Source organism: Stenotrophomonas sp. Steno-Z10-HUANG, assembly GCF_056393075.1.
Window position 1 is genome coordinate 209,923 of sequence record NZ_JBWJPA010000005.1, and the last position, 20,707, is coordinate 230,629.

Genomic DNA, 20,707 nt, shown 5'->3' on the forward strand with positions numbered 1-20,707 from the left:
GCACGTGGGCCCCAGCCGCCTGCGGGTCGCGTCCGGCAGGTACCCTCAGAGTTCTTCGACCACCACGTTGGTATTGGTATAGATGCAGATGCCGCCGGCGATGTTGATCGCCTCGGTGGCCACCGCGCGCGCGTCCATCTGGGTATGCGCCAGCAGCGCGCGCGCCGCGCTCAGGGCGTAGGAACCGCCGGAGCCGATGGCGATGATGCCGTCTTCCGGTTCGATCACGTCGCCGGTGCCGCTGATGATCAGCGAGGTTTCCCGGTCGGCCACGGCCAACAGCGCCTCGAGCTTGCCCAGACGGCGTTCGGTACGCCAGTCCTTGGCCAGCTCCACCGCCGCGCGGGTCAGCTGGCCGTGCTTCTCCAGCTTGGCCTCGAACAGCTCGAACAGGGTGAAGGCATCGGCGGCGGCACCGGCGAAGCCGGCCAGCACCTGGCCGTCGCGGCCGAGCCGGCGCACCTTGCGCGCATTGCCTTTCATCACCGTGTGGCCCAGCGTGACCTGGCCATCGCCGGCGATCGCCACGTGCTCGCCGCGACGCACGCAGCAGATGGTGGTGGCGTGGAAAACATTCGGGTTCTGGCTGGGATCCATTGGGGCCTCCGGGGTGTCCCGGCAACAATGGGGGCAGTGGCCGACGGTTCAAGCAGCCGCCCGCGGGCGGCCACAGCTTGATTCAGGTCAAGCGGCGGCCGCGGCGGCCCCACCCTCATGGCGGCGTGGCCCGGCCACCCGATGAACACCGTGATTCCCTACCCGCTGCTGCTCACCGCGCACCTGTTCGCCGCACTGATGTTCGTCGGTGCGGTGTTCTTCGAGGTGCTGATCCTCGGCAGCGCCCTGTCACAGGTGTCGGCGGCGACCCGGCAGCGCATCGCGGCGGCCATCGCCCGCCGCGCACGCCGGGTGATGCCGTGGGTACTGGCGGTCCTGTACGCCAGTGGCCTGGGCATGGCCTGGCATTACCGCGCGGCGCTGGCACAGCCGCTGGCCAGCCGCTTCGCGTTGCTGCTCACGCTGAAGATCGCACTGGCGCTGAGCGTGCTCGGCCACTTCGCCGTGGCGATGGCCACGCACGGCCACGGCCCGCGCATCGAACGCCGCTTCCGGCGCATCCACCTCAGCGTGTTCTGCCACATGCTCGGCATCGTGCTGCTGGCCAAGGCGATGTTCCATCTCAGCTGAGTGCGTGGATCCGCGCCGGCACGCCCGGCATGGCACAGGCAGCCGCCATGGCGGGCGCTGTGCAGGTGCGCCTGCGCGATGCCCGGGTCGTCCAGCTGGCTGCCCAGCCACGCCCCCACCTGCACGCCCTCCGTCACCACGGCGGCCACCCGGCAGCCGGCGGGGTCGCAGGCGCGCACCGACCGCAGCCGGTGCGCGACATGCGGCGGCACCTCGTTGGCCGCCAACCGCGCCGGCATCGCGCCGCGGCGGATGAACACCGGCGCGCAGGCGCGGTACGGCGACGCCGCGGGCCGGTGCCAGTACGGCACCAGCAGCAGCTCCTCGCCGACCGTGGCGTCGCGCAGGCTGACGCGACAGGGGAAACCGCGCGCGCTGTCGGCGATGCGGCGCACGGCGTGGTGCGCCGCCAGCCCGGCGTCATCGGGATCGAACAATGGCCGCAGCGATGCGGGATCGATGCCGGACAGCACCAAAGGGGCCATGGCGCTCAACGGGAAGCGGGACAGGTACGCAGGATGCCGCCGCGATGGCACCCCGGCCGGCCCTATCCAGACGCGGCATTGCGTCCGTGCGGAAGCGCTGCTCAGTCCGACGGGGAGCTGCGCCGCTTGGCGCGCGGATGCGCCGCGTCGTAGACCTTGGCCAGGTGCTGGAAATCCAGGTGGGTGTAGATCTGGGTGGTGGCGATGTCGGCATGGCCAAGCAGTTCCTGCACGCCGCGCAGGTCGCCGGACGACTCCAGGATGTGGCTGGCGAAGCTGTGCCGCAGCATGTGCGGATGCACATGCTTGAACAGCCCCTGGCGCTGCGCCAGCTGCTTGATCCGGATCTGCACCGCGCGCTGGCTGATCGCGCCGCCACCGCGGCCGGGGAACACCGGGCCGTCGTTGCTGCCGCCACTGTCCTTGCGCCACGCCAGCAGTGCCGCCAGCGCGTGCGAACCGACCGGCACGGTGCGCTCGCGGTTGCCCTTGCCGTGCACCAGCACCATCGCGCTGGCCAGGTCGATATCGCGCCAGCGCAGCGCGCACAGCTCGCTCAGGCGCAGGCCCGAGGAATAGAACAGTTCCAGCAGCGCGCGGTCGCGCAGGCCCAGCGGCGCGTCGGTCGGCAGCTCGACCAGGCGCACCGCCTCGTCGGCATCGAGCACCTGCGGCAGCTTGCGCGGCGCCTTGGGCGCGCGCAGCCTGGCCGCCGGGCTGCTGCCGATCGCGCCGCGCTTGAGCAGCCAGGCGTAGAAGCTGCGGATCGCCGACAGGCGCCGCTGCAGGCTGCGCGGCGACAGGCCGCGGCGGTGCCCGGCGGCGATGAATGCGCGCAGCTGGTCGGTTGCCAGCGCCAGCGGTTCGCCGGCCCCCTGCGCATCGCACCACTGCGCCAGCGCCGCGAGGTCGCGCCGGTACGCATCAAGGGTGTGCGCGGACATGCGCCGCTCGACCTGCAGGTAGGACAGGAAAGCTTCAACGGCGTTCATCGCCGCGGCCATCTCAGCCGGCGCGGAACCGCTGCAGCGCCACCACCAGCGATTCGCCCATCATGCGCAGGAACAGCGTGCCCATGCCGGGATAGAAGCGGTTGGGGTCGTGGCTGCCGACGGCGATCAGGCCGACGCCCGGCAGCGGCAGCAGCGCGGTGGACATCACCTCGCCGACCCGCTCGCCATACAGCACCTCGTTCTTCTCCGGCTGCAGGCGGCCGCAGATCGGCTCGCCATCCTGCAGGCAGTCGTGGAACGGCGCCAGCCGCGCGTCGCCGGCGGCGATGACCTGCAGCCATGGCGCCTGTTCCAGTTCCGCCACCGGCTGCAGGCTGACGATGCGCACCAGGTCGCCGGCGAAGTCCTCCTCCAGCGACGCGGCCATCGCGCGCAGGGTGTCGGCGGCGCTGCCCTGGCGCATCAGCGCCAGGGTCAGCTGGTGGGTGCGCACCGCCAGGCGCTCGTTGACCTGCGCGTTGGCGCCCAGCTCGGCCAGCCGCCGCGACAACTCGCGGTTCTTGTCGCGCAGCACTTCCAGCTGGTAGCTGGCCAGCGACGCGGTCGGGCCGTCATCACGCGGCACCACCAGGGTCAGCGCCAGGTCGGGGAACTGCTTGAGGAAGGTTGGATGACGCCGCAGCCAGGCCGCGACTTCATGCGCGCCGATCTTCTCCAGGGTTTCGTTCATCCCATCCATTCTCCATCGAATACGAAGGCCGCCGGGCCGGACATCACGATCTGCGCGTCATCGGCCGGCCACTGGATGCGCAGGTCGCCGCCGGGCAGCGACACCACCGCATCGCGCGCCAGCCGGCCACGCTGCATCAGCACCACCGCCGCGGCGCAGGCGCCGCTGCCGCAGGCCAGGGTCTCGCCGACGCCGCGCTCGAACACCCGCAGGCGGATATGCCCGCTGTCCAGCACCTGGACGAAGCCGACGTTCACCGACTCCGGGAACGAGGCATGCTGCTGCAGCAGCGGACCGATCCGCTCCACCGGGGCGGCGTCGATCAGGCCCACTTCCAGCACCGCGTGCGGGTTGCCCATCGACACCGCGCCGAAGCGCACGTTCTCGCCCTGCAGCGGCACCACGTATTCCTCGCGCGCGCGCGGGAAACCGATCAGCGGAATCGACGCCGGCGCGAACTCGGGCCGGCCCATCGCCACCGCGTAATGCCCGGCGTCCAGCCGTTGCACGACATGCGTGCGCAGCGGGCTGTCGATCAGGAATTCTTCCCCCTGCGCCGCGCCGTCGCGTACCAGCCAGGCGCCCACGCAGCGCGCGCCGTTGCCGCACTGCTGGGAGGTGGAGCCGTCGGAGTTCCAGATCCGGTATGAGGCCACCGAGCCGGCGGCGCGCGGCGGCTCGATGGTCAGGATCTGGTCGCAGCCGACGCCACGGTGGCGGTCGGCCAGGCGCGCGGCCAGCCCGGCATCGGGCGGTGGGGTGCCGTCACGCAGGTCCAGCACCACGAAATCGTTGCCGGCACCGTGCATCTTGCTGAAACGCAGGCGCGGCGTGGCCGCCCTATTCATGATCGTGGCCGTCGGCCTTCGCGTCCTGTGCGGGGCCGTCGGCCTGCGGCTGCGGGGCGGGCTTCACTTCCTGCTCTTCCACCGGCACCGGCTTCTGCGGCATCACCAGCGGCCCCTTGTTGCCGCAGGCGGTGAGGACCAACAGCGCACAGGCGGCTGCAACGAGCATCGGAAGGCGGGACGTCTTGTTCATGGCCCGAGTATATCCACTCGGCGGTCAACACAGCCGCGCGCCCACGCACCCGGGCTCACTCCGCCGGCGGCAGCGGGCGCGTCCACAGCCAGGTGCAGACGCAGGCCATGCTGCCGATCGAAATCCCCTTCACCCAGGCCAGCGGCACGCACCACAACATGATCAACGCGCAGGCCAGCATGGTGAGGGTGGCCATCCATTTGCCCCTGCGGCTGACCGCGCCGTGCGCCTGCCAGTCGGCGATGGCCTTGCCGAAGCGCGGATGCGACAGCAGCCAGCGGTGCAGCCGGGCGGAGCCGCGCGAGGCGGCCCAGGCCGCGATCAGCACGAACACCGTGGTCGGCAACCCCGGCATGAAGATGCCGACGATGCCCACCCCGAGGCTGGCATAGGCCAGCAGCCACCATGCCCAGCGCAGGCGTGGCGGGCGCGGTCCGCGCGGGGTGGGCGGCTCCGGCACGTACGCCGCTGCCGTCAGTGCGCCACGTCCAGCTGCGACAGCACGAACGCGTAGGCCTCGGCCAGCTCGTGGTAGCGCTGGAAGCGGCCGGACTTGCCGCCATGGCCGGCTTCCATGTTGGTGCGGAACACGATGGGATGGGTGCCGGTGTTGACGTCGCGCAGGCGCGCCACCCATTTGGCCGGCTCCCAGTACTGCACCTGCGAATCCCACAGCCCGGTACCGACGAACAGCGCCGGATAGGCCTGCGCCCGCACGTTGTCATAGGGCGAGTAGCCGAGCATGTAGTCGTAGTAGGGCTTCTGCTCGGGGTTGCCCCACTCGTCATACTCGTTGGTGGTCAGCGGGATGCTGGCGTCGAGCATGGTCGTGACCACGTCCACGAACGGCACCTGCGCCACCATCACCCGGTAGTCGGCCGGCGCCTGGTTGGCGACCGCGCCCATCAGCAGGCCGCCGGCGCTGCCGCCGGCCGCGGCCACCCGGTCCTTCGCCGCGTAGCCCTGCGCCACCAGCGCGCGGGTGACGTCGATGAAGTCGTTGAAGGTGTTCTGCTTGCGCAGCAGCTTGCCGTCCTCGTACCAGTGCCGGCCCATCTCCTCGCCGCCGCGGATATGGGCGATGGCATAGACCACGCCGCGGTCCAGCAGGCTGACCACGCTCTGGTTGAAATGCGGATCCATCGACATGCCGTAGCTGCCGTAGGCGTACTGGTACAGCGCGGCGGTGCCGTCCTTGCGGAAGCCCTTGCGGTAGACCAGCGACACCGGCACCCGGGCGCCGTCGCGCGCGGTCACCCACACCCGCTCGGTCTGGTACAGCGACCGGTCGTAGCCGATCACCGGTTGCTGCTTGAGCTGGCGCCGCTCGCCGGTCTTCACGTTCAGTTCGTAGGTGGTGGCCGGCGTGGTTAGCGAGGTGTAGCTGTAGCGCAGCCAGTCGGTGTCCGGTTCGGCGTTGACCGACAGGCCCATCGAATACGCCGGCTCGTCGGCCCTGACCAGTTCGCTGCGGCCGTCGGCGAACAGCAGGCGCACCCGCTCCAGCGCCTCGGCGCGTTCGGCGATGGCGGTGAAGCCGTCGAACAGCTCGAAGCCTTCCACCAGCACCTGCGGGTCGTGCTTCACCCAGTCGCGCCATTGCGCGCGCGAGGTGGCGCCGTCCGCCGCGGTGACCAGCTTGAAGTTCTTGGCGCCGTCGGCATTGGTCCGGATCACCCAGCGCCCATCGAAATGGTCGGCGTCGTACTCCACGTCGCGCTCGCGCGGCGCCAGCACGGTGAACACCGCCGGGTCGGCGGCCGGCGCGTAGCGCAGCTCGGAGGACACGGTGCTGTCCACGCCGATGGTGATGTAGCGGTCGTCGCGGGTGCGGCCCACGCCCATGTAGAAACTGTCGTCGTCCTCCTCGTAGACCAGCGCGTCGCTGCTGGCCGGGGTGCCGAGCACGTGCTTCTTCACGCGCACCGTGAGCAGGGTCTCCGGGTCGTTCTCGACATAGAACAGGGTGCGGTTGTCGTCGGCCCACACCACGTTCGGCGACACCCCGTGGATCACGTCCGGCAGCAGCTGCCCGGTGGCGAGGTCCTTGAACCGGATCACGTACTGGCGGCGGCCGACGTCATCCTCGGCCCAGGCCAGCAGGCGGTTGTCCTGGCTGACTTCCATGTCGTCGACGGCGAAGTAGCCCTTGCCCTCGGCCATGGCGTTCAGGTCCAGCAGCACTTCCTCCGGCGCCTGCATGTCGCCCTTGCGGCGGGCGTGGACCGGGTAGTCCTTGCCGGTCTCGTAGCGGGTGTAATACCAGTAGCCGCGCTCGCGGTACGGCACGCTGGCGTCGTCCTGCTTGATGCGGCCGACGATCTCGGCATACAGCGTGTCCTGCAACGGCTTGAGCGGCGCCATCAGCGCATCGGTGTAGGCGTTCTCGGCGTTGAGGTAAGCCAGCATCGCCGGGTCCTTGCGTGCGTCGTCGCGCAGCCAGTAGTAGACGTCCTCGCGGACCGCGCCGAACGGCGCCCTGACCTGGTGGGGACGCTTTTCAGCATCGGGGGGGACGGGCGGGGAAGCGGCGGCGGTATTCATCATCAGGCTTGCGACCAACAGGCAAAGGACAGGTTTCACGGCACGGGCTCCATGGACGGACACGTTGCCGCCCGGGCGATGGCCGACAGTGTGCCATGGACGTCGCCGCGGGCACGGCCTGCGCGCGGCGGCCTATGATGGCGGCGATGAACACCGCCGCCCCCACCCCGTCCGGCTACAGCCGGCGCAGCCACGAGATCGCCCCGTTCCATGTCATGTCCCTGCTGGCCCGCGCCAATGCGCTGGAGCAGGCCGGCCACGACGTGATCCACCTGGAGATCGGCGAACCCGATTTCACCACCGCCGCGCCGATCATCCGCGCCGGCCAGGCCGCGCTCGCCGCCGGCCATACCCGCTACACCGCCGCGCGCGGCCTGCCGGCGCTGCGCGAGGCCATCGCCGGCTTCTACCGCGGCCGCTACGGGCTGCGCATCGATCCGGAGCGGATCCTGGTGACCCCGGGCGGCTCGGGCGCGCTGCTGCTGGCCTCCAGCCTGCTGGTCGACCCGGGCCGGCACTGGCTGCTGGCCGACCCGGGCTATCCGTGCAACCGCCATTTCCTGCGCCTGGTCGAAGGTGCCGCGCAGCTGGTGCCGGCCGGCCCGGACAGCGGCTACCAGCTGACCCCGGCGCTGGTCGAGCGGCACTGGAACGATGACAGCGTCGGCGCACTGGTCGCCTCGCCGGCCAATCCCACCGGCACCACGCTCGATGCCGCGCAGCTGGCCGCGCTGTCGGCCACGCTGAAGGCACGCGGCGGACACCTGGTGGTGGACGAGATCTACCACGGCCTGACCTACGGCTTCGACGCGCCCAGCGTGCTGCAAGTGGACGACGAGGCGTTCGTGCTGAACAGCTTCTCCAAGTACTTCGGCATGACCGGCTGGCGCCTGGGCTGGCTGGTGGCGCCACCGGCGGCGGTGCCCGAGCTGGAGAAGCTGGCGCAGAACCTGTACATCAGCGCGCCGTCGATGGCCCAGCACGCGGCACTGGCCTGTTTCGAGCCGGAAACCATCGCCATCTTCGAGCAGCGCCGCGAACAGTTCCGCCAGCGCCGCGACTACCTGCTGCCGGCGCTGCGCAGCCTTGGCTTCCGCATCGACGTGGAGCCGCAGGGCGCGTTCTACCTGTACTGCGACGTAAGCGCATTCACCGACGATGCGCAGGCGTTCTGCGCCCACTTCCTGGAGACCGAGCACGTGGCATTCACCCCGGGCTTGGACTTCGGCCACCACCGCGCCCGCCAGCATGTGCGCATCGCCTATACCCAGGACGTGGCGCGGCTGCAGGAGGCGGTGACGCGGATCGCGCGCGGGCTGGAACGCTGGAAGGCCCAGCGCCCGGGACGAGGAGCGGGTGAACAGAAGTGAGGGGGAGTCAAAGCAGCCCCACGCCAACCGGCCTGCGCGCGGTGCGTCAGCATGCCAAAGCGCTCAGGGATCGGGTGAATCAACCTGCAGGATCATGGGGACGCACCTCGGGCTCCCTGACTTCCTGCAACGGACCGACATCCACGCGACTCCGCCATCCCTTGAAATACTGTTCCGACATTTTGTTGAGCGTCTCCACGGCCCGAGTTGCAGGCGGACATGATTGACTGACCGCGTCAACGTCGCCTGCCAATGCGCCCGAGTTAAGCCCGGCAATGCATAGCCGGGGGCTGTACGCCGCATTGCCGGCAACCGCCCTTATTTCACGGTCGTACCTCGTCTTGGCACGTACCGCCGCGACATCGTCCCGGTATTGCTCCCGCAGCTTGGCGTAGAGCACTTCCGCCCTGCCTCGCTCATCGACCGGCATGGCGGCATACACCGATCTCATGACAGCCTTGAATGTCGGATCATCACGCTCCGCAGCCAGTGTCAGCCATGCCAAGCCCAGGGGTCGATCCTTCGCGACTCCCTCGCCGTTGAAATAGGCAAGGCCAAGGGAGTATTGAGCGGGCTTGCTGCCCCAGCCCGCGGCGAGCAGAAGAAACTCTTCACCTCGCCGATAGTCACCCTTTTCCCACATCTTGAGGGCAAGGCAATAATTGACTTCTCCGGGTAGAAACCGGTAGACCGCCCCGTTGCATTCGAGGGCTGGCGCCGGATCTTCAGACGCAGATACCGAAGGCTGGGCATGCGCGGCGGCAACCGCCCCTGCAATCAACAGGAGCCACAACGATGGCTTCATATTCACCAGCATATTGCGCCTCCCGTTTCCTACTACCAGGGACATGGAGTGGCATCACGTTTTAGGCGTCGCTCGCATCGAGAACCTGACTGCGCAGGGCGAACCACATTGGCCCAGAGTGCCGCACATTGGAATTGCGATCCAGAGCCGGACAAGCCGACGCCCCCTTGCGGTGGCGTCGGCTTGATACCTCATTTACCGCCCAGCTGCTCCCACAGGAAGCTATAGGCCAGCGCCGACATATGCGCGGCCTGCGCGTTGTTGGCCGCGCCGCCGTGGCCGCCTTCGATGTTCTCGTAGTAGGTCACGTTCTTGCCGGCGTCGATCATCATGGCCGCCATCTTGCGGGCATGGCCCGGGTGCACGCGGTCATCGCGGGTGGAGGTGGTGAACAGCACCGGCGGGTAGTTCTTCGCCGGGTCGAACAGGTGGTACGGCGAGAAGGTCTTGATGAACTCCCAGTCCGCGGTGTCCGGGTTGCCGTACTCGGCCATCCACGAGGCACCGGCCAGCAGGTGGCTGTAGCGCTTCATGTCCAGCAGTGGCACCTGCACCACCACCGCACCGAACAGCTCCGGATACTGGGTGAGCATGTTGCCGGTCAGCAGGCCGCCATTGCTGCCGCCCTGCACGCCCAGGTGCCTGGCGCTGGTGATCCCGCGCGCGACCAGGTCGCTGGCCACGGCTGCCATGTCCTCGTAGGCCTTGTGCCGGTTCTGCTTCAGCGCGGCCTGGTGCCAGCGCGGGCCGTACTCGCCGCCGCCGCGGATGTTGGCCACGACATACACACCGCCCTTGTCCAGCCATGCGCGGCCCATGCCGCCGGAATAGGACGGGGTCAGCGAGATCTCGAAACCGCCGTAGCCGTACAGCAGGGTCGGGTTGGAGCCGTCGCGCTTCATGTCCTTGCCGTGCACCACGAAGTACGGCACGCGGGTGCCGTCCTTGCTGGTGGCGAAGTGCTGCTCGATCACCTTGCCGCTGGCGTCGAAGAACGCCGGCATGGTCTTGAGCACTTCCGGCTGCTGGCCGATCTGCGCCAGCGACAGCGTGGTCGGGGTCAGGTAATCGGTGACGGTCATCCACACCGCGTCGCTTTCATCCGGATCCACCGCGCCGACGCCGATGGTGCCGAACGCCGGGGCGCCGACGAAATCGCTGCGGGTCCAGCCATCCTTGCCGTGGGTCAGCACCTGCAGCCGGTTCTTGACGTCATCGAGCACGTTCAGCACGACATGGTTGCGGGTCCAGGCGGCGCCGGCCAGCGAGGTGCTGTCGGTGGGCGCGAACAGCACGTCGAACTCGCGCTTGCCGGCCATGAAGTCGTCGAACTTCGTCGCCAGCAGCGAGCCGGCGGCGTAGGTCTTGCCGCCCACGGTCCACGGCTCGCGCAGTTCCAGGGTCAGCCACTCGCGGCGCACGCCCTTCTCGGCCGAATTGGGCGCATCGACCTTGGCCAGCTTGCCGTCGGCACCGAGCAGGAACAGCTCGTTGTTGTAGAAGGCGATGGTGCGGCTGACGAAGTCGCGCTCGAAGCCCGGGGTGTCGTCATGCATCGCCGCGATGTACATGTCCTGCGGCGTGCCTTCGTACACCGGGGTGGCCGCCGACATCGGCGTGCCGCGCTTCCAGCGCTTGACCACGCGCGGGTAGCCGGACGTGGTCATCGAGCCGTCGCCGAAATCGGTGTAGACGAACACGGTGTCCTGGTCGATCCAGCCCAGGCCGCCCTTGGCCTCCGGGCGGAAGAAGCCGTCCTTGATCCACTCCTTCTTCGACAGGTCGAACTCGCGGGTGACGTCGGCGTCGGCACCGCCGCGTGACAGCGCGATCAGGCAGCGGGTGTACTGCGGGCGCAGGCAGTTGGCGCCGTGCCATACCCAGTTCTCGCCTTCGGCCTTGTTCAGCGCGTCCAGGTCCAGGACGGTCTCCCACAGCGGCTCGGCCTTGCGGTACTCGACCAGCGTGGTGCGGCGCCACACGCCGCGCTCATGCTGCTTGTCCTTCCAGAAGTTGTAGTAGTAGTCGCCGATCTTCTCGACGCCGGGGATCTTGGCGTCCGAATCCAGCACCGCGCGGATGCCGGCCTCCATCTCCTTGAACTGCGGGCTCTGCGCCAGCCGCGCCTCGGCCTTGGCGTTCTGTTCCTTCACCCACGCCAGCGGCTTGTCGCCGGTGACGTCTTCCAGCCAGGCGTATTTATCCTGGCCTTCATCGGCGGCCATGGCGGCTCCGGACAGGCTGGCGGTGAACAGGCCCGCGGCAAGGCAGGCGGAAGAGAGTCGGGACATGATGGCTCCATGCGGTCATAGGCCGCGCACGCTAGCACAGCCGCCCCGCGGGCTTCCCCTGTCGAAGGTCAGGCCGCGCGTACCGCGGCGGCCGGGCGCGCCCGGCGCAGGCGCCGCGCCTGCGGCCGCTGCCGGCTGCCGCTGCGTTGCCGCCGGTTGCGCCAGGCCGCGGGCAGGCGGAACCGGTACAGCGCCCACCATGCGCTCAACGGCATGCCCAGCAGCCACAGCGGCAGCCAGCCGATCCAGGCATTGCTGCCGCGCATGGCCGGCCACACCAGCACCAGGGCCAGCCCCGCGAGCGCGGCCTGCCTGACGCAGCGCAACACGCGCGGATCGGGATGTTCATCGGAAGTACGGCGGGACGAGACAGCCATGACATTCTCCGGTAACGGGTTCGGGCGCATGCTGCCGGGCATCCATCTCAGGGGGTGCGACCGGGCATTGACGCGTCCATCGCCGCCCATCGAACATGCTGGCGTCATCCACCACGGCGCTCCACTCCGCAATGCGACCCATTCCTGCGTTCCTGTCTGCCTTGTTGCTGAGCCTGACCCTGCCGCTGGCGCCGGCCCTCGCACAGGACGCCGCGGCGGCCGCTCCCCAGGCCGAGGGCATTGCCGACGGCCCGATCGACCTGCAGAGGTTCATGGGGCGCTGGTACGTGATCGGACGGGTGCCGAACTTCGTCGAGCGCGGGCATGTGGCCAGCGTCAACACCTACACCCTGCGCGGCGACGACCGGGTCTCGATCCGCTACCAGTACCGCGATGGTTTCACCGCGCCCGAGGAGGAGCTCGACCTGCGCGCGCGGGTGGACGAGGACAGCGGCAACCGCCGCTGGCGCACCTGGTTCTACAAGGTGGTGCCCACCCACACCCGCGTGCTGGAAGTGGCGCCGGACTATTCCTGGGCGCTGATCGGCTACCCGGGCCGCGAAATGGCGTGGATCTTCGCCCGCGAGCCGGACATGGACGCCGCGCTGTACCGGCAGCTGGCGTTGCGCCTGCGCGACCGCTACGAGGTCAACACCGACAAGCTCAAGCGGGTGCCGCAGCATCCGTCGCAGGTCGGCAAGCTCGGCTTCGAGGTGCCCAACCGCGACTGAGCGGCGCCGCCGGAGCCGGGGGCTTTGACCTGCGTCAATCGCCGCGCGCCGGCCGCGGCCTAGCATGGCTGTCCTTCGACCGGGACAACGCCATGCCCAATGCCCCTGCCCGTCCTTGCGCTCCCCGGCCGGCGCGACGGCGATGAACGCGCAGCTGCAGCGCCGCGGTACGCCGGCATTCCCACGGCACGCAGGCGACGGCGTGGGCCGCGCGCGGCCGCTGCTGTATTCATGCCCGGGCTGCTCCCGCGCGACGCAGGTGGCAAACCACCTGGCGCTGCGGCCGGACCGCGCCGGCCAGGCGGGGATGTCCTGCATCGCCGGGATCGGGGGCGGCGTTGCCGGTCGGGTCCGCACCGCACGCAGCCGACGCCGCATCCTCACCCTGGACGGCGGCGTGCTGCAGTGCGTTTGCGCCTGCCGGGCGAACGCGGGCGCGGTCGCCGGCACTCACCTCGTCCTGTCCAATCACGGGGTGAAGCAGCACAGGCACGCCGATTTCGATGCCACCGGGGCCGAAGCGCTCCATGCCACGCAGGTGCTGGCGGCCGTGCGGGCGCTCAACCAGGAAAAAACGCATGGCTGAACAGGCACGTGGGCTGGCGCCGGTGCGGCTGGCCATCGATGGCGTGGACGACGGGCTGGTGCTGCTGCTGGCCGCGCGCACGCGGCTGGCGCGGCTGGCCGGATGCATCAAGGCCCGTGCCGGGGTCCAGGGCCGCGATGGTGCGCGCGAACAGCGCGTGCGCCATCGGGCCGAGCGCCTGGCCTCGATGCTGGGAGTACCGCCGGCGACCGCCAGCGGCGTGCTGGCGCTGGCCATCGGCGACGCCTGCCGCACGCAAGGGCTGCAACCTGATCTGGATCAAGGAGCAACCGCGGGCAATGCCGCGATCATCGCCCCCATGATGCACACCCACGACGCTTACCCGCCGACACCGGCGCACACCCTGCTGCGGCTGCTGCCGCCGCCGCGCCGCATCGCCCCGCTGCTGCGTGCGGTACCACCTGCGGTGCACAGGCGCCTGCTGGAGCAGGCGATGGCCAAAGTGCTGGCCGCGCCGCTGCGCGACGGCACGCTCGACTTCATGGCCGGCCGCCGGCTGGGGATCGAGGTCAGCGACCTCGGCCTGCGCTGGGTGGTGGCGCTGCAGGGCCAGCGCCTGATGGTTGTCGACGACGCTGCCGCCGAAGCCAGCGTGTGCGGCAGCGCCACCGACCTGCTGTTGCTGACCGGGCGGCTGGAAGACGCCGACACCCTGTTCTTCCAGCGGCGACTGCGGCTCACCGGCGATGTCGAGCTGGGCCTGACCGCACGCAACCTGCTCGACCGCCTGCCGTGGGAAAGCGTGCCGCTGGGGTTGCGCATCGCGCTCAACCGCAGCGCACGCCTGGCCCGCGCGGCACGCAGCGCGCACCAGGCGCGGGCCTGAGCACCGGCGCGCTTCCGATGCCCGCGCCGGCACCGCGCGGGAGCCCTCCCTCCCACCCCGGTACCGCATGAACACCTCCACCACGCCCGCCTGGCACCCCGGACTCGAAGTGCGCTACGCAGCGCTGGTCGACACTCTGGAACGGCTGATCCCGTGCCTGGAGGTACCGCTGCACCTGCCGTGGATCGACGCCATCGGCGAACTCAAGCGCCAGCGCGGCGCGGTGATCATGGCGCACAGTTACCAGTCGCCGGAGATCTTCCACGGCGTGGCCGACGTCACTGGCGATTCGCTGGCGCTGGCGCAGGCGGCGGCCGACTGCGACGCCGAGCTGATCGTGCTGTGCGGCGTCCACTTCATGGCCGAAAGCGCCAGAATCCTGGCCCCCGGCAAGACCGTATTGATTCCCGACCCGGACGCCGGCTGCTCGCTGGCCGCCTCGATCACCGCCGACGACGTGCGCGCCCTGCGCGCGCGGCATCCCGGCGTGCCGGTGGTGAGCTACGTCAACACCAGCGCGGCGGTGAAGGCCGAATCCGACGCCTGCTGCACCTCGGCCAACGCCACGCAGGTGGTCGAAGCCATGGCCGCCGAGTTCGGCACCGGCAAGGTGATCTTCCTGCCCGACCGCTACCTCGGCGCCTGGGTCGCGCGGCAGACCGGTGTCGAACTGGTGCTGTGGAACGGCCAGTGCGAGGTGCACGAGAAGTTCACCGCGATCGAAGCCCGGCACACCCGCGAGCGCTTCGACGCGAAGATCGTGGCGCACCCGGAATGCCCGCCGGACGTATTGGCGGAGGCCGATTTCGTCGGCTCGACCAGTGCGATGGGGCGCTGGCTGGCCCAGGAAAAGCCGGCGCGGGTGGCGATGATCACCGAGTGCTCGATGGCCGACAACCTGCGCAACCAGTTCCCGCAGGTGGAGTTCATCAAGCCCTGCAACCTGTGCCCGCACATGAAGCGGATCACCCTGCCCAACATCCATGCCTGCCTGCGCGAGCTGCGCCACGAGGTGACGGTGCCCGAGGACATCGCCCGGCGCGCGCGCAAGGCACTGCAACGGATGCTGGCGGTGGGCCGTCGCGACCCGGTGTGAACGCGCCCATCCTCATCGTCGGCGGGGGCATCGCCGGGCTGGCGACGGCGCTGGCCGCCGCGCCAGCGCCGGTACTGCTGCTCACCCGTGCGCGTGAAGGCAGCGATGTGGCCAGCACGCTGGCGCAGGGCGGCATCGCCGCGCCGGTCGGCGATGGCGACACCGCGCAGGCCCATGCGCACGACACCTGCGTGGCCGGCAGCCAGCACAACGACCGCGCCGCAGTCGCGCGGCTGACCGGCGACGCGGTGGCCGCGGTCCAGTGGCTGCAGCACCAGGGCGTGGCCTTCGACCGCGACGCCAGCGGCACCCTGCAACTGGGCCGCGAAGGCGGCCATGACCGCGCGCGCATCGTGCATGCCGGCGGCGACGCCACCGGCGCGAAGGTGATGCAGGCCCTGGTCGCGGCCGCGCGCCGCGCACCGCACATCCATCGCTGCGCGGGCCTGGATGTCACCGGCCTGCTGCTGCGCGATGGCCACGCCTGTGGCGTCCACGCGCTCGATGCCTTTGGCCATGCCGAGCGGATCCACGGGTGCGCGGTGGTGCTTGCCACCGGCGGCATCGGCGGGCTGTTCGCACGGACCAGCAACCCGGCCGATGCCGACGGCAACGGGCTGGCGCTGGCCCTGGCCGCGGGCGCCGCGCCGCGCGACCTGGAGTTCGTGCAGTTCCATCCCACCGCGCTTGCCTTGCCCGGGCTGCACCGCCTGCCGCTGGTGACCGAGGCGCTGCGCGGCGCCGGCGCTCGGCTGCTCGACGCCGAAGGCCGGCCATTGATGGACGGCGTGCATCCGCTGGCCGACCTGGCGCCGCGCGATGTCGTCGCGCGGCAGGTCTGGCAGGCCTGCCGCGAGGGCGGCGCATGGCTGGATGCACGGGGCATCGGCACGACCTTTGCGGCGCGCTTCCCCACCGTGTTCGCTGCCTGCATGCAGCACGACATCGACCCGCGCCTGCAGCCGATCCCGGTGACACCGGCCGCGCATTTCCACATGGGCGGCATCGCCGTCGATACCGATGGCCGCAGTTCGCTGCCCGGCCTGTACGCGGTGGGCGAAGTGGCCTGCAACGGCGTGCACGGGGCCAACCGCCTGGCCAGCAACTCCCTGCTGGAAGGCGTTGTGTTCGGCCGCCGGCTGGGGGCGCTGCTGGGCGCACTGCCGGGCACCGGCGCAAGCCACGGCGGATGCACCCTGGTGCGGCGCGGTCCATCGCTCGATGCCATCCGCATTGCCGGCCTGCGCGAAACCATGATGCAGGCCCTGGGGCCGGTGCGCAGCGGCAAAGCCCTGCGGGCGGCCCTGCAGCAGTACCCGGCAGCGGACGGGTGGCAGGGCGGGCTGGCGCGCGCGCTGCTGGCGGCGGCGCTGCGCCGCACGCAGAGCCTGGGCGCGCACTTCCTGGCCGACTGAGCCCGAGCCGACATGCCCGCTGCCCATGGCTGGCGTCAGCGGGACCGAACCACGCATGCAGTGACAGCTGGGGCGGCTGGCGCGACCATCGCGCCCCGCATCCCAGATCCGGCGCGCCCCGTCGTGGCCGGCGCACTGCCCATCCAGGCCGATGCGCGCGGCCTGTGGGCCGCTCCCCGCATTGCGGTGCGGCAACGCGGCGGCGGATGCCGGCTCAGGCCGGCATGCGCATGCCCGGCTCGCCGTGCCAGTAGCCGTTGCGCTGGCCGAGCCGCGGCGGCACCGTCGCATGGGTGCGCGCCTGATCGAAATGCCGCACCACCGCTTCCATGCCTTCGGCCTGCGGATACAGGCGCAGGATGTCCACGCCCAGCGTGCGCAGCTCCGGCAGCTCCGGGCCGAGGTCGGTGGTTTCCTCGCCCTGCACCGAGATGCCGTTGATGCGCAGGAACGGGCGGCCCTCGCGGGTGGCCAGCGGCATGCCGTCGGGATGGTCGATGCAGCGGAAGCCGCAGTGGTCCTTGGGCACGTCCAGCGCGCGCGCGGTGAAGCAGCGCGCCGAGTACGACAGTGGCAAGCGTCCCCAGGCGGTCACCTCCAGCTCCGGCATCGCGCCACCGGCGGCGACGAACGCCTGCTTCAGCTCGCCGATCAACACGCGCCCCTGCTCGACGCCCGGCACCCAGCGGCGCATGCCGTCCTCGGCCAGCATCGCCAGCGCACGATGGTTGTAGACGTTGAGCGAAGGGCCGGCCACGAACGGGCGGCCCTTCTCCCGGCACCGCTGCACCGCGGACAGGTCGTTGGCCTCTATCCAGAAGCCGCCGTGCGACACCTGGCGGTCAAGCACGCCCAGTTCCGACTCGGCCTCGATCAGCGCCAGCGTCGACAGCACGATCTGCTTGCCGGAAGCGGCCAGCTCCGCGGCGAGCGCCAGCCAGTCGGCGGTGCGCAGTTCGCGGCGCTTGCTGCACACGGTCTCGCCCAGGTAGACCACGTCCAGCGGCCAGTGGATCGCCTCGCGGTAGAACGCCAGCGTGCGCTCGCGCGGCCAGAAGTACTGCAGCGGGCCAAGGCTGAGTTTCATCGTCGCTCCTTCAATGCCAGGCGCGGTGGTACGGGCCGAGCGTGGTCTGGTGGCCTTCGGCATGGCGCGCCAGTTCGGCCTGCCACTCAGGCCGCGGCCGCCAGTGCGCGGGATCGGCGGCGAGCTGGTCGATGGCCCTGCGCCAAGTGCGCGTGACCGGACCGACGTAGGCCACGCCGCGCTGGCGGCCCTCGATCTTCAGCGCGGCCACGCCGATCTGCCTGAGCCGCGGAAGCAGTTCCATGGTGTTGAGGCTGGTCGGCTCTTCCAGTGCATGGAAGACCTCGTCGCCGACCGCGAAGCGGCCCTTGCACACGGTCGGGTAGCCGGCCGCTTCATCCGGCTGGAACGCGTCGATCAGTACGTCGTTGAGGCGCACGCTGCGGCTGCCGTCGGGGTGCTCGTCCCAGCGCACGAATTTGGCCGGGGAACACACGCCATGCCGGTTCGGCGAGGCACCGGTGACGTAGCTGGACAGCTGGCAGCGGCCTTCGACCATGATGCACAGGCTGCCGAAGGCGAACACCTCCAGCGCCACCGGGGACCTTTCGCACAGGCGTTCGACCTGCTGGATGGACAACACCCGCGGCAACACCGCGCGGCTGATGCCGAAGCGCTCGTAGGCATAGCGCAGCGCCGGCGCGGTGGTGGCCGAGCCCTGCACGGACAGATGGCGCGGCAGCCGCGGGTACGTGCGCATGGCGTAATCGAGCACCGCCATCTCCGCGGCGATGATGGCGTCGGCGCCCAGCGCGGCTGCCTTGTCCACGGCCGCGTACCAGTCGCCCAGGCGCGCGCTGTCGGGATAGGTGTTCAACGCCAGATAGACGGATGCGCCGCGCGCATGCGCATAGCGGATGCCGGCACGCAGTTCGTCGTCCGAGAAGTTCAGGCCGGGGAACGCACGCGCATTGGTCTGATCGCGGAAGCCCGCGTACACCGCGTCGGCTCCCGCATCCACCGCCGCCTGCAGGGCCGGCAGGTTGCCGGCGGGACATACCAGTTGCATGCGGAGGCTCCGGCCCGGGGGAGCCGGCATGATCCTGCGGGCAGCCACATGCGTCCTTGACGTGGGTCAAGCGCCGCGCCCGCCCGCCGTTGACGTGGATCATGGGCGCCGGCGCGCCTGCGTGTGATGCTGCGGCACGGATGGGCATCGGCCCATCGTTCCGGAGAACACCATGCGACGCACGACCCTGCCTTGCGCCCTGCTGCTCATCCTCGCCGGCGCGCTTTCCTCCGCGACCGCCGCCGCGCAGTCAGCCCACGAGGGGCATGCCGCGCATGCGCCGACCACCGCGACGGCGCCGGCACCCGCGCAGCGCTGGGCCAGCGACGCGCCGCTGCGCGAGGGCATGCGTTCCATCCGCGTGGCGGTGCAGGCGCTGGAGCACTACGAGCACGGCCACATGGGCATCGCCCAGGCGAGCAGCACGGTGGCGCTGATCGATACCGCGGTCAACGACATCTTCGCCAACTGCAGGCTCGAGCCCGAAGCCGACGTGGCACTGCATGGCCTGCTGGCACGGTTCCTGGCCGGTGCCGAGGCGGTGCGCACGTCGCAGCAGGTGCCGGTGGCGGAGATCGCCGCCATGCGCGCGGCGCTGGCACGCTACCCGCAGCTGTTCGACGACCCGGCATGGGATGCCGCCACCGACTGATCAGTGCGCGATCACCGCGCGCCACAGCGCGTCGACGCGGCGCTCCACCTCCGGGTCGGGCTGGATCGGCCGGCTCCAGGTGCGGGAGGTTTCCGCCGGCCATTTGTGGGTGGCATCCAGTCCCAGCTTGGACCCCAGGTTCGGGGTCGGGCTGGAGAAGTCCAGGTAATCGATGGGCGTGTTCTCCACCAGCATGCTGTCGCGCGCCGGGTCCACCCGCGTCGAGATCGCCCAGATCACCTGCGACCAGTCGCGCACGTCGATGTCGTCGTCGGTGACGATCACGAACTTGGTGTAGGTGAACTGGCGCAGGTAGGACCAGATGCCCATCATGATCCGCCGCGCGTGGCCCGCGTACTGCTTGCGGATGCCCACCACCGCGATCCGGTACGAACATGCCTCAGGTGGCAGGTAGAAATCCACGATCTCGGGGAACACCTTGCGCAGGATCGGCACGAACACGTCGTTCAGCGCCATCGACAGCACCGAGGGCTCGTCGTACGGGGCGCGCCCCATGTAGCTGCCGTGGTAGATCGCGCCGGTGCGCATGCGCATGCGTTCGACGGTGAGCACCGGGAAGGTGTCCTGCGCGTTGTAGTAGCCGGTGTGGTCGCCGAACGGACCTTCCAGCGCGGTGTCACCGGGGTGGATGAAGCCCTCCAGCAGGATCTCCGCGCCGGCCGGTGCGTCCAGCCCGGTCAGGGCGCTGCGCCACAGCCGGGTGCGCGATGCACGCAGCAGCCCCGCGAACTCGTATTCGGACAGCGTGTCGGGTACCGGCGCCACCGCGGCCAGCAGGGTCGCCGGGTCGGCGCCGATCGCCACCAGCACCGGGAACGGCCTGCCCGGGTGCGCAGCCTGCCAGTCGGCGAAGTCCAGCGCGCCACCGCGGTGCGGCAACCAACGCATGATCACCCGGTTGCGGCCGATCACCTGCTGGCGGTAGATGGCCACGTTCTGCCGTGGCTGGCGGGTGCCGCGGGTGACCACCAGGCCGAAGGTGATCAGCTTGCCCGCGTCCTGCGGCCAGCAGCGCTGCACCGGCAGCACGCCCAGATCGACGTCCTCGCCGCTGCGCACGTCCGCGTCGAACGCGGCCTCGTCCACCCGGCGCGGCGCCACGTGCGCCAGCTGCGCCAGTTCCGGCCAGTGCGCCAGCGCCTGGCGCAGGTTGCCGGGCCAGCGCGGCTCCTTGACCGCGGCCAGCAGTTCGCCGAGTTCGCGCAGCGAGGCCAGCGGGCGCCCGGCCAGGGCCAGCTCGATCCGGCGGCTGTGCCCGAACAGGTTGCCCAGCAGCGGGTGCGCCGAGCCGGTTGCCGGCATGAGCAGCGCCGGCCCCTGCGCCCGCAGCGCGCGCAGGCACAGCGCGGTGCTTTCCAGTTCCGGATCCACCGGCACGGCGAGTTCGCGCAACTGGCCGCAGGCGCCCAGGTGCTGCAGGAAACCGCGCAGATCGTGGAAGGCCATGCGGCGGCTCCGGGCCATCGGGGACACCGATTC

At 70.4% G+C, this 20,707-nt stretch carries 21 protein-coding genes and 1 pseudogene; 8 read left to right on the forward strand and 14 right to left on the reverse strand.

Annotation, left to right across the window (positions count from 1 at the left end):
• Nucleotides 1-45: 45 nt before the first annotated feature.
• Nucleotides 46-597, reverse strand: coding sequence for an ATP-dependent protease subunit HslV (hslV, locus tag AC06E6_RS09205; protein ID WP_104938016.1), 552 nt, complete (start codon nt 595-597; stop codon nt 46-48).
• Between the two features lie 141 nt (nt 598-738).
• Between hslV and AC06E6_RS09210 the strand changes: the two genes are divergently transcribed.
• On the forward strand, nt 739-1,188 hold the full coding sequence (locus AC06E6_RS09210; protein WP_478061054.1) for a CopD family copper resistance protein: 450 nt from the start codon (nt 739-741) through the stop codon (nt 1,186-1,188).
• Nucleotides 1,189-1,232: 44 nt separating this feature from the next.
• Here AC06E6_RS09210 and AC06E6_RS09215 read toward each other — a convergent pair.
• From AC06E6_RS09215 to AC06E6_RS09245, 7 genes and pseudogenes are all read right to left on the reverse strand, one after another.
• Nucleotides 1,233-1,673 (reverse strand): annotated as a pseudogene (locus AC06E6_RS09215) (DUF1203 domain-containing protein); the annotation flags it as partial.
• A gap of 101 nt (nt 1,674-1,774) precedes the next feature.
• Nucleotides 1,775-2,665: a tyrosine recombinase XerC gene (xerC, locus tag AC06E6_RS09220; RefSeq protein ID WP_478061056.1), complete on the reverse strand. Its 891-nt coding sequence runs from the start codon at nt 2,663-2,665 to the stop codon at nt 1,775-1,777.
• Nucleotides 2,666-2,678: 13 nt separating this feature from the next.
• On the reverse strand, nt 2,679-3,356 hold the full coding sequence (locus AC06E6_RS09225; protein ID WP_161615304.1) for a DUF484 family protein: 678 nt from the start codon (nt 3,354-3,356) through the stop codon (nt 2,679-2,681).
• The gene (gene dapF, locus AC06E6_RS09230; RefSeq protein ID WP_478061058.1) at nt 3,353-4,204 is read right to left on the reverse strand and encodes a diaminopimelate epimerase; all 852 of its coding nucleotides are present in this window, start codon (nt 4,202-4,204) and stop codon (nt 3,353-3,355) included. Before dapF ends, AC06E6_RS09225 begins: the two co-directional genes overlap by 4 nt.
• Complete coding sequence (gene lptM / locus AC06E6_RS09235; RefSeq protein ID WP_240213320.1) at nt 4,197-4,397, reverse strand: LPS translocon maturation chaperone LptM; 201 nt, start codon at nt 4,395-4,397, stop codon at nt 4,197-4,199. Before lptM ends, dapF begins: the two co-directional genes overlap by 8 nt.
• A gap of 55 nt (nt 4,398-4,452) precedes the next feature.
• On the reverse strand, nt 4,453-4,857 hold the full coding sequence (locus AC06E6_RS09240; RefSeq protein ID WP_478061060.1) for a YbaN family protein: 405 nt from the start codon (nt 4,855-4,857) through the stop codon (nt 4,453-4,455).
• A gap of 14 nt (nt 4,858-4,871) precedes the next feature.
• Nucleotides 4,872-6,980, reverse strand: a complete 2,109-nt coding sequence (locus AC06E6_RS09245) for a S9 family peptidase (RefSeq protein WP_478061062.1) — start codon at nt 6,978-6,980, stop codon at nt 4,872-4,874.
• A 107-nt stretch (nt 6,981-7,087) separates the two neighbouring features.
• On the opposite strand from AC06E6_RS09245, the gene AC06E6_RS09250 reads away from it, so the two are divergent.
• Entirely contained in the window at nt 7,088-8,311 is a 1,224-nt protein-coding gene (locus AC06E6_RS09250; RefSeq protein ID WP_478061064.1) for a pyridoxal phosphate-dependent aminotransferase, read from the forward strand.
• A gap of 79 nt (nt 8,312-8,390) precedes the next feature.
• Here AC06E6_RS09250 and AC06E6_RS09255 read toward each other — a convergent pair whose 3' ends face one another.
• From AC06E6_RS09255 to AC06E6_RS09265, 3 genes are all read right to left on the reverse strand, one after another.
• Complete coding sequence (locus AC06E6_RS09255; RefSeq protein ID WP_161615300.1) at nt 8,391-9,128, reverse strand: tetratricopeptide repeat protein; 738 nt, start codon at nt 9,126-9,128, stop codon at nt 8,391-8,393.
• A gap of 179 nt (nt 9,129-9,307) precedes the next feature.
• Complete coding sequence (locus tag AC06E6_RS09260; RefSeq protein ID WP_240213327.1) at nt 9,308-11,407, reverse strand: prolyl oligopeptidase family serine peptidase; 2,100 nt, start codon at nt 11,405-11,407, stop codon at nt 9,308-9,310.
• A 68-nt stretch (nt 11,408-11,475) separates the two neighbouring features.
• Nucleotides 11,476-11,784, reverse strand: coding sequence for a hypothetical protein (locus AC06E6_RS09265; protein ID WP_240213328.1), 309 nt, complete (start codon nt 11,782-11,784; stop codon nt 11,476-11,478).
• Nucleotides 11,785-11,915: 131 nt separating this feature from the next.
• Between AC06E6_RS09265 and AC06E6_RS09270 the strand changes: the two genes are divergently transcribed.
• From AC06E6_RS09270 to AC06E6_RS09290, 5 genes are all read left to right on the forward strand, one after another.
• Nucleotides 11,916-12,515, forward strand: coding sequence for a lipocalin family protein (locus tag AC06E6_RS09270; protein ID WP_312348874.1), 600 nt, complete (start codon nt 11,916-11,918; stop codon nt 12,513-12,515).
• A gap of 142 nt (nt 12,516-12,657) precedes the next feature.
• Complete coding sequence (locus AC06E6_RS09275) at nt 12,658-13,101, forward strand: putative zinc-binding protein (RefSeq protein ID WP_240213330.1); 444 nt, start codon at nt 12,658-12,660, stop codon at nt 13,099-13,101.
• A complete protein-coding gene (gene ubiT / locus AC06E6_RS09280; RefSeq protein WP_478061066.1) occupies nt 13,094-13,948 on the forward strand; it encodes a ubiquinone anaerobic biosynthesis accessory factor UbiT in 855 nt (284 codons plus the stop codon). Before AC06E6_RS09275 ends, ubiT begins: the two co-directional genes overlap by 8 nt.
• A 67-nt stretch (nt 13,949-14,015) precedes the next feature.
• Complete coding sequence (nadA, locus tag AC06E6_RS09285; protein WP_240213332.1) at nt 14,016-15,044, forward strand: quinolinate synthase NadA; 1,029 nt, start codon at nt 14,016-14,018, stop codon at nt 15,042-15,044.
• Entirely contained in the window at nt 15,041-16,459 is a 1,419-nt protein-coding gene (locus AC06E6_RS09290) for an L-aspartate oxidase (protein ID WP_478061068.1), read from the forward strand. Before nadA ends, AC06E6_RS09290 begins: the two co-directional genes overlap by 4 nt.
• 214 nt (nt 16,460-16,673) lie before the next feature.
• Here AC06E6_RS09290 and AC06E6_RS09295 read toward each other — a convergent pair whose 3' ends face one another.
• Nucleotides 16,674-17,546, reverse strand: a complete 873-nt coding sequence (locus AC06E6_RS09295; RefSeq protein ID WP_240213334.1) for a U32 family peptidase — start codon at nt 17,544-17,546, stop codon at nt 16,674-16,676.
• A gap of 10 nt (nt 17,547-17,556) precedes the next feature.
• Nucleotides 17,557-18,555 carry a ubiquinone anaerobic biosynthesis protein UbiU gene (ubiU, locus tag AC06E6_RS09300; RefSeq protein ID WP_240213335.1) on the reverse strand — a complete coding sequence of 333 codons (999 nt, stop codon included), beginning with the start codon at nt 18,553-18,555 and terminating at the stop codon, nt 17,557-17,559.
• Nucleotides 18,556-18,727: 172 nt separating this feature from the next.
• Here ubiU and AC06E6_RS09305 point away from each other — a divergent pair, with 172 nt between their 5' ends.
• Nucleotides 18,728-19,207, forward strand: coding sequence for a DnrO protein (locus tag AC06E6_RS09305; RefSeq protein WP_478061070.1), 480 nt, complete (start codon nt 18,728-18,730; stop codon nt 19,205-19,207).
• Here the strand turns inward: AC06E6_RS09305 and AC06E6_RS09310 are convergent, their stop codons facing one another.
• A complete protein-coding gene (locus AC06E6_RS09310; protein ID WP_478061071.1) occupies nt 19,208-20,674 on the reverse strand; it encodes a UbiD family decarboxylase in 1,467 nt (488 codons plus the stop codon).
• Nucleotides 20,675-20,707: the final 33 nt, after the last annotated feature.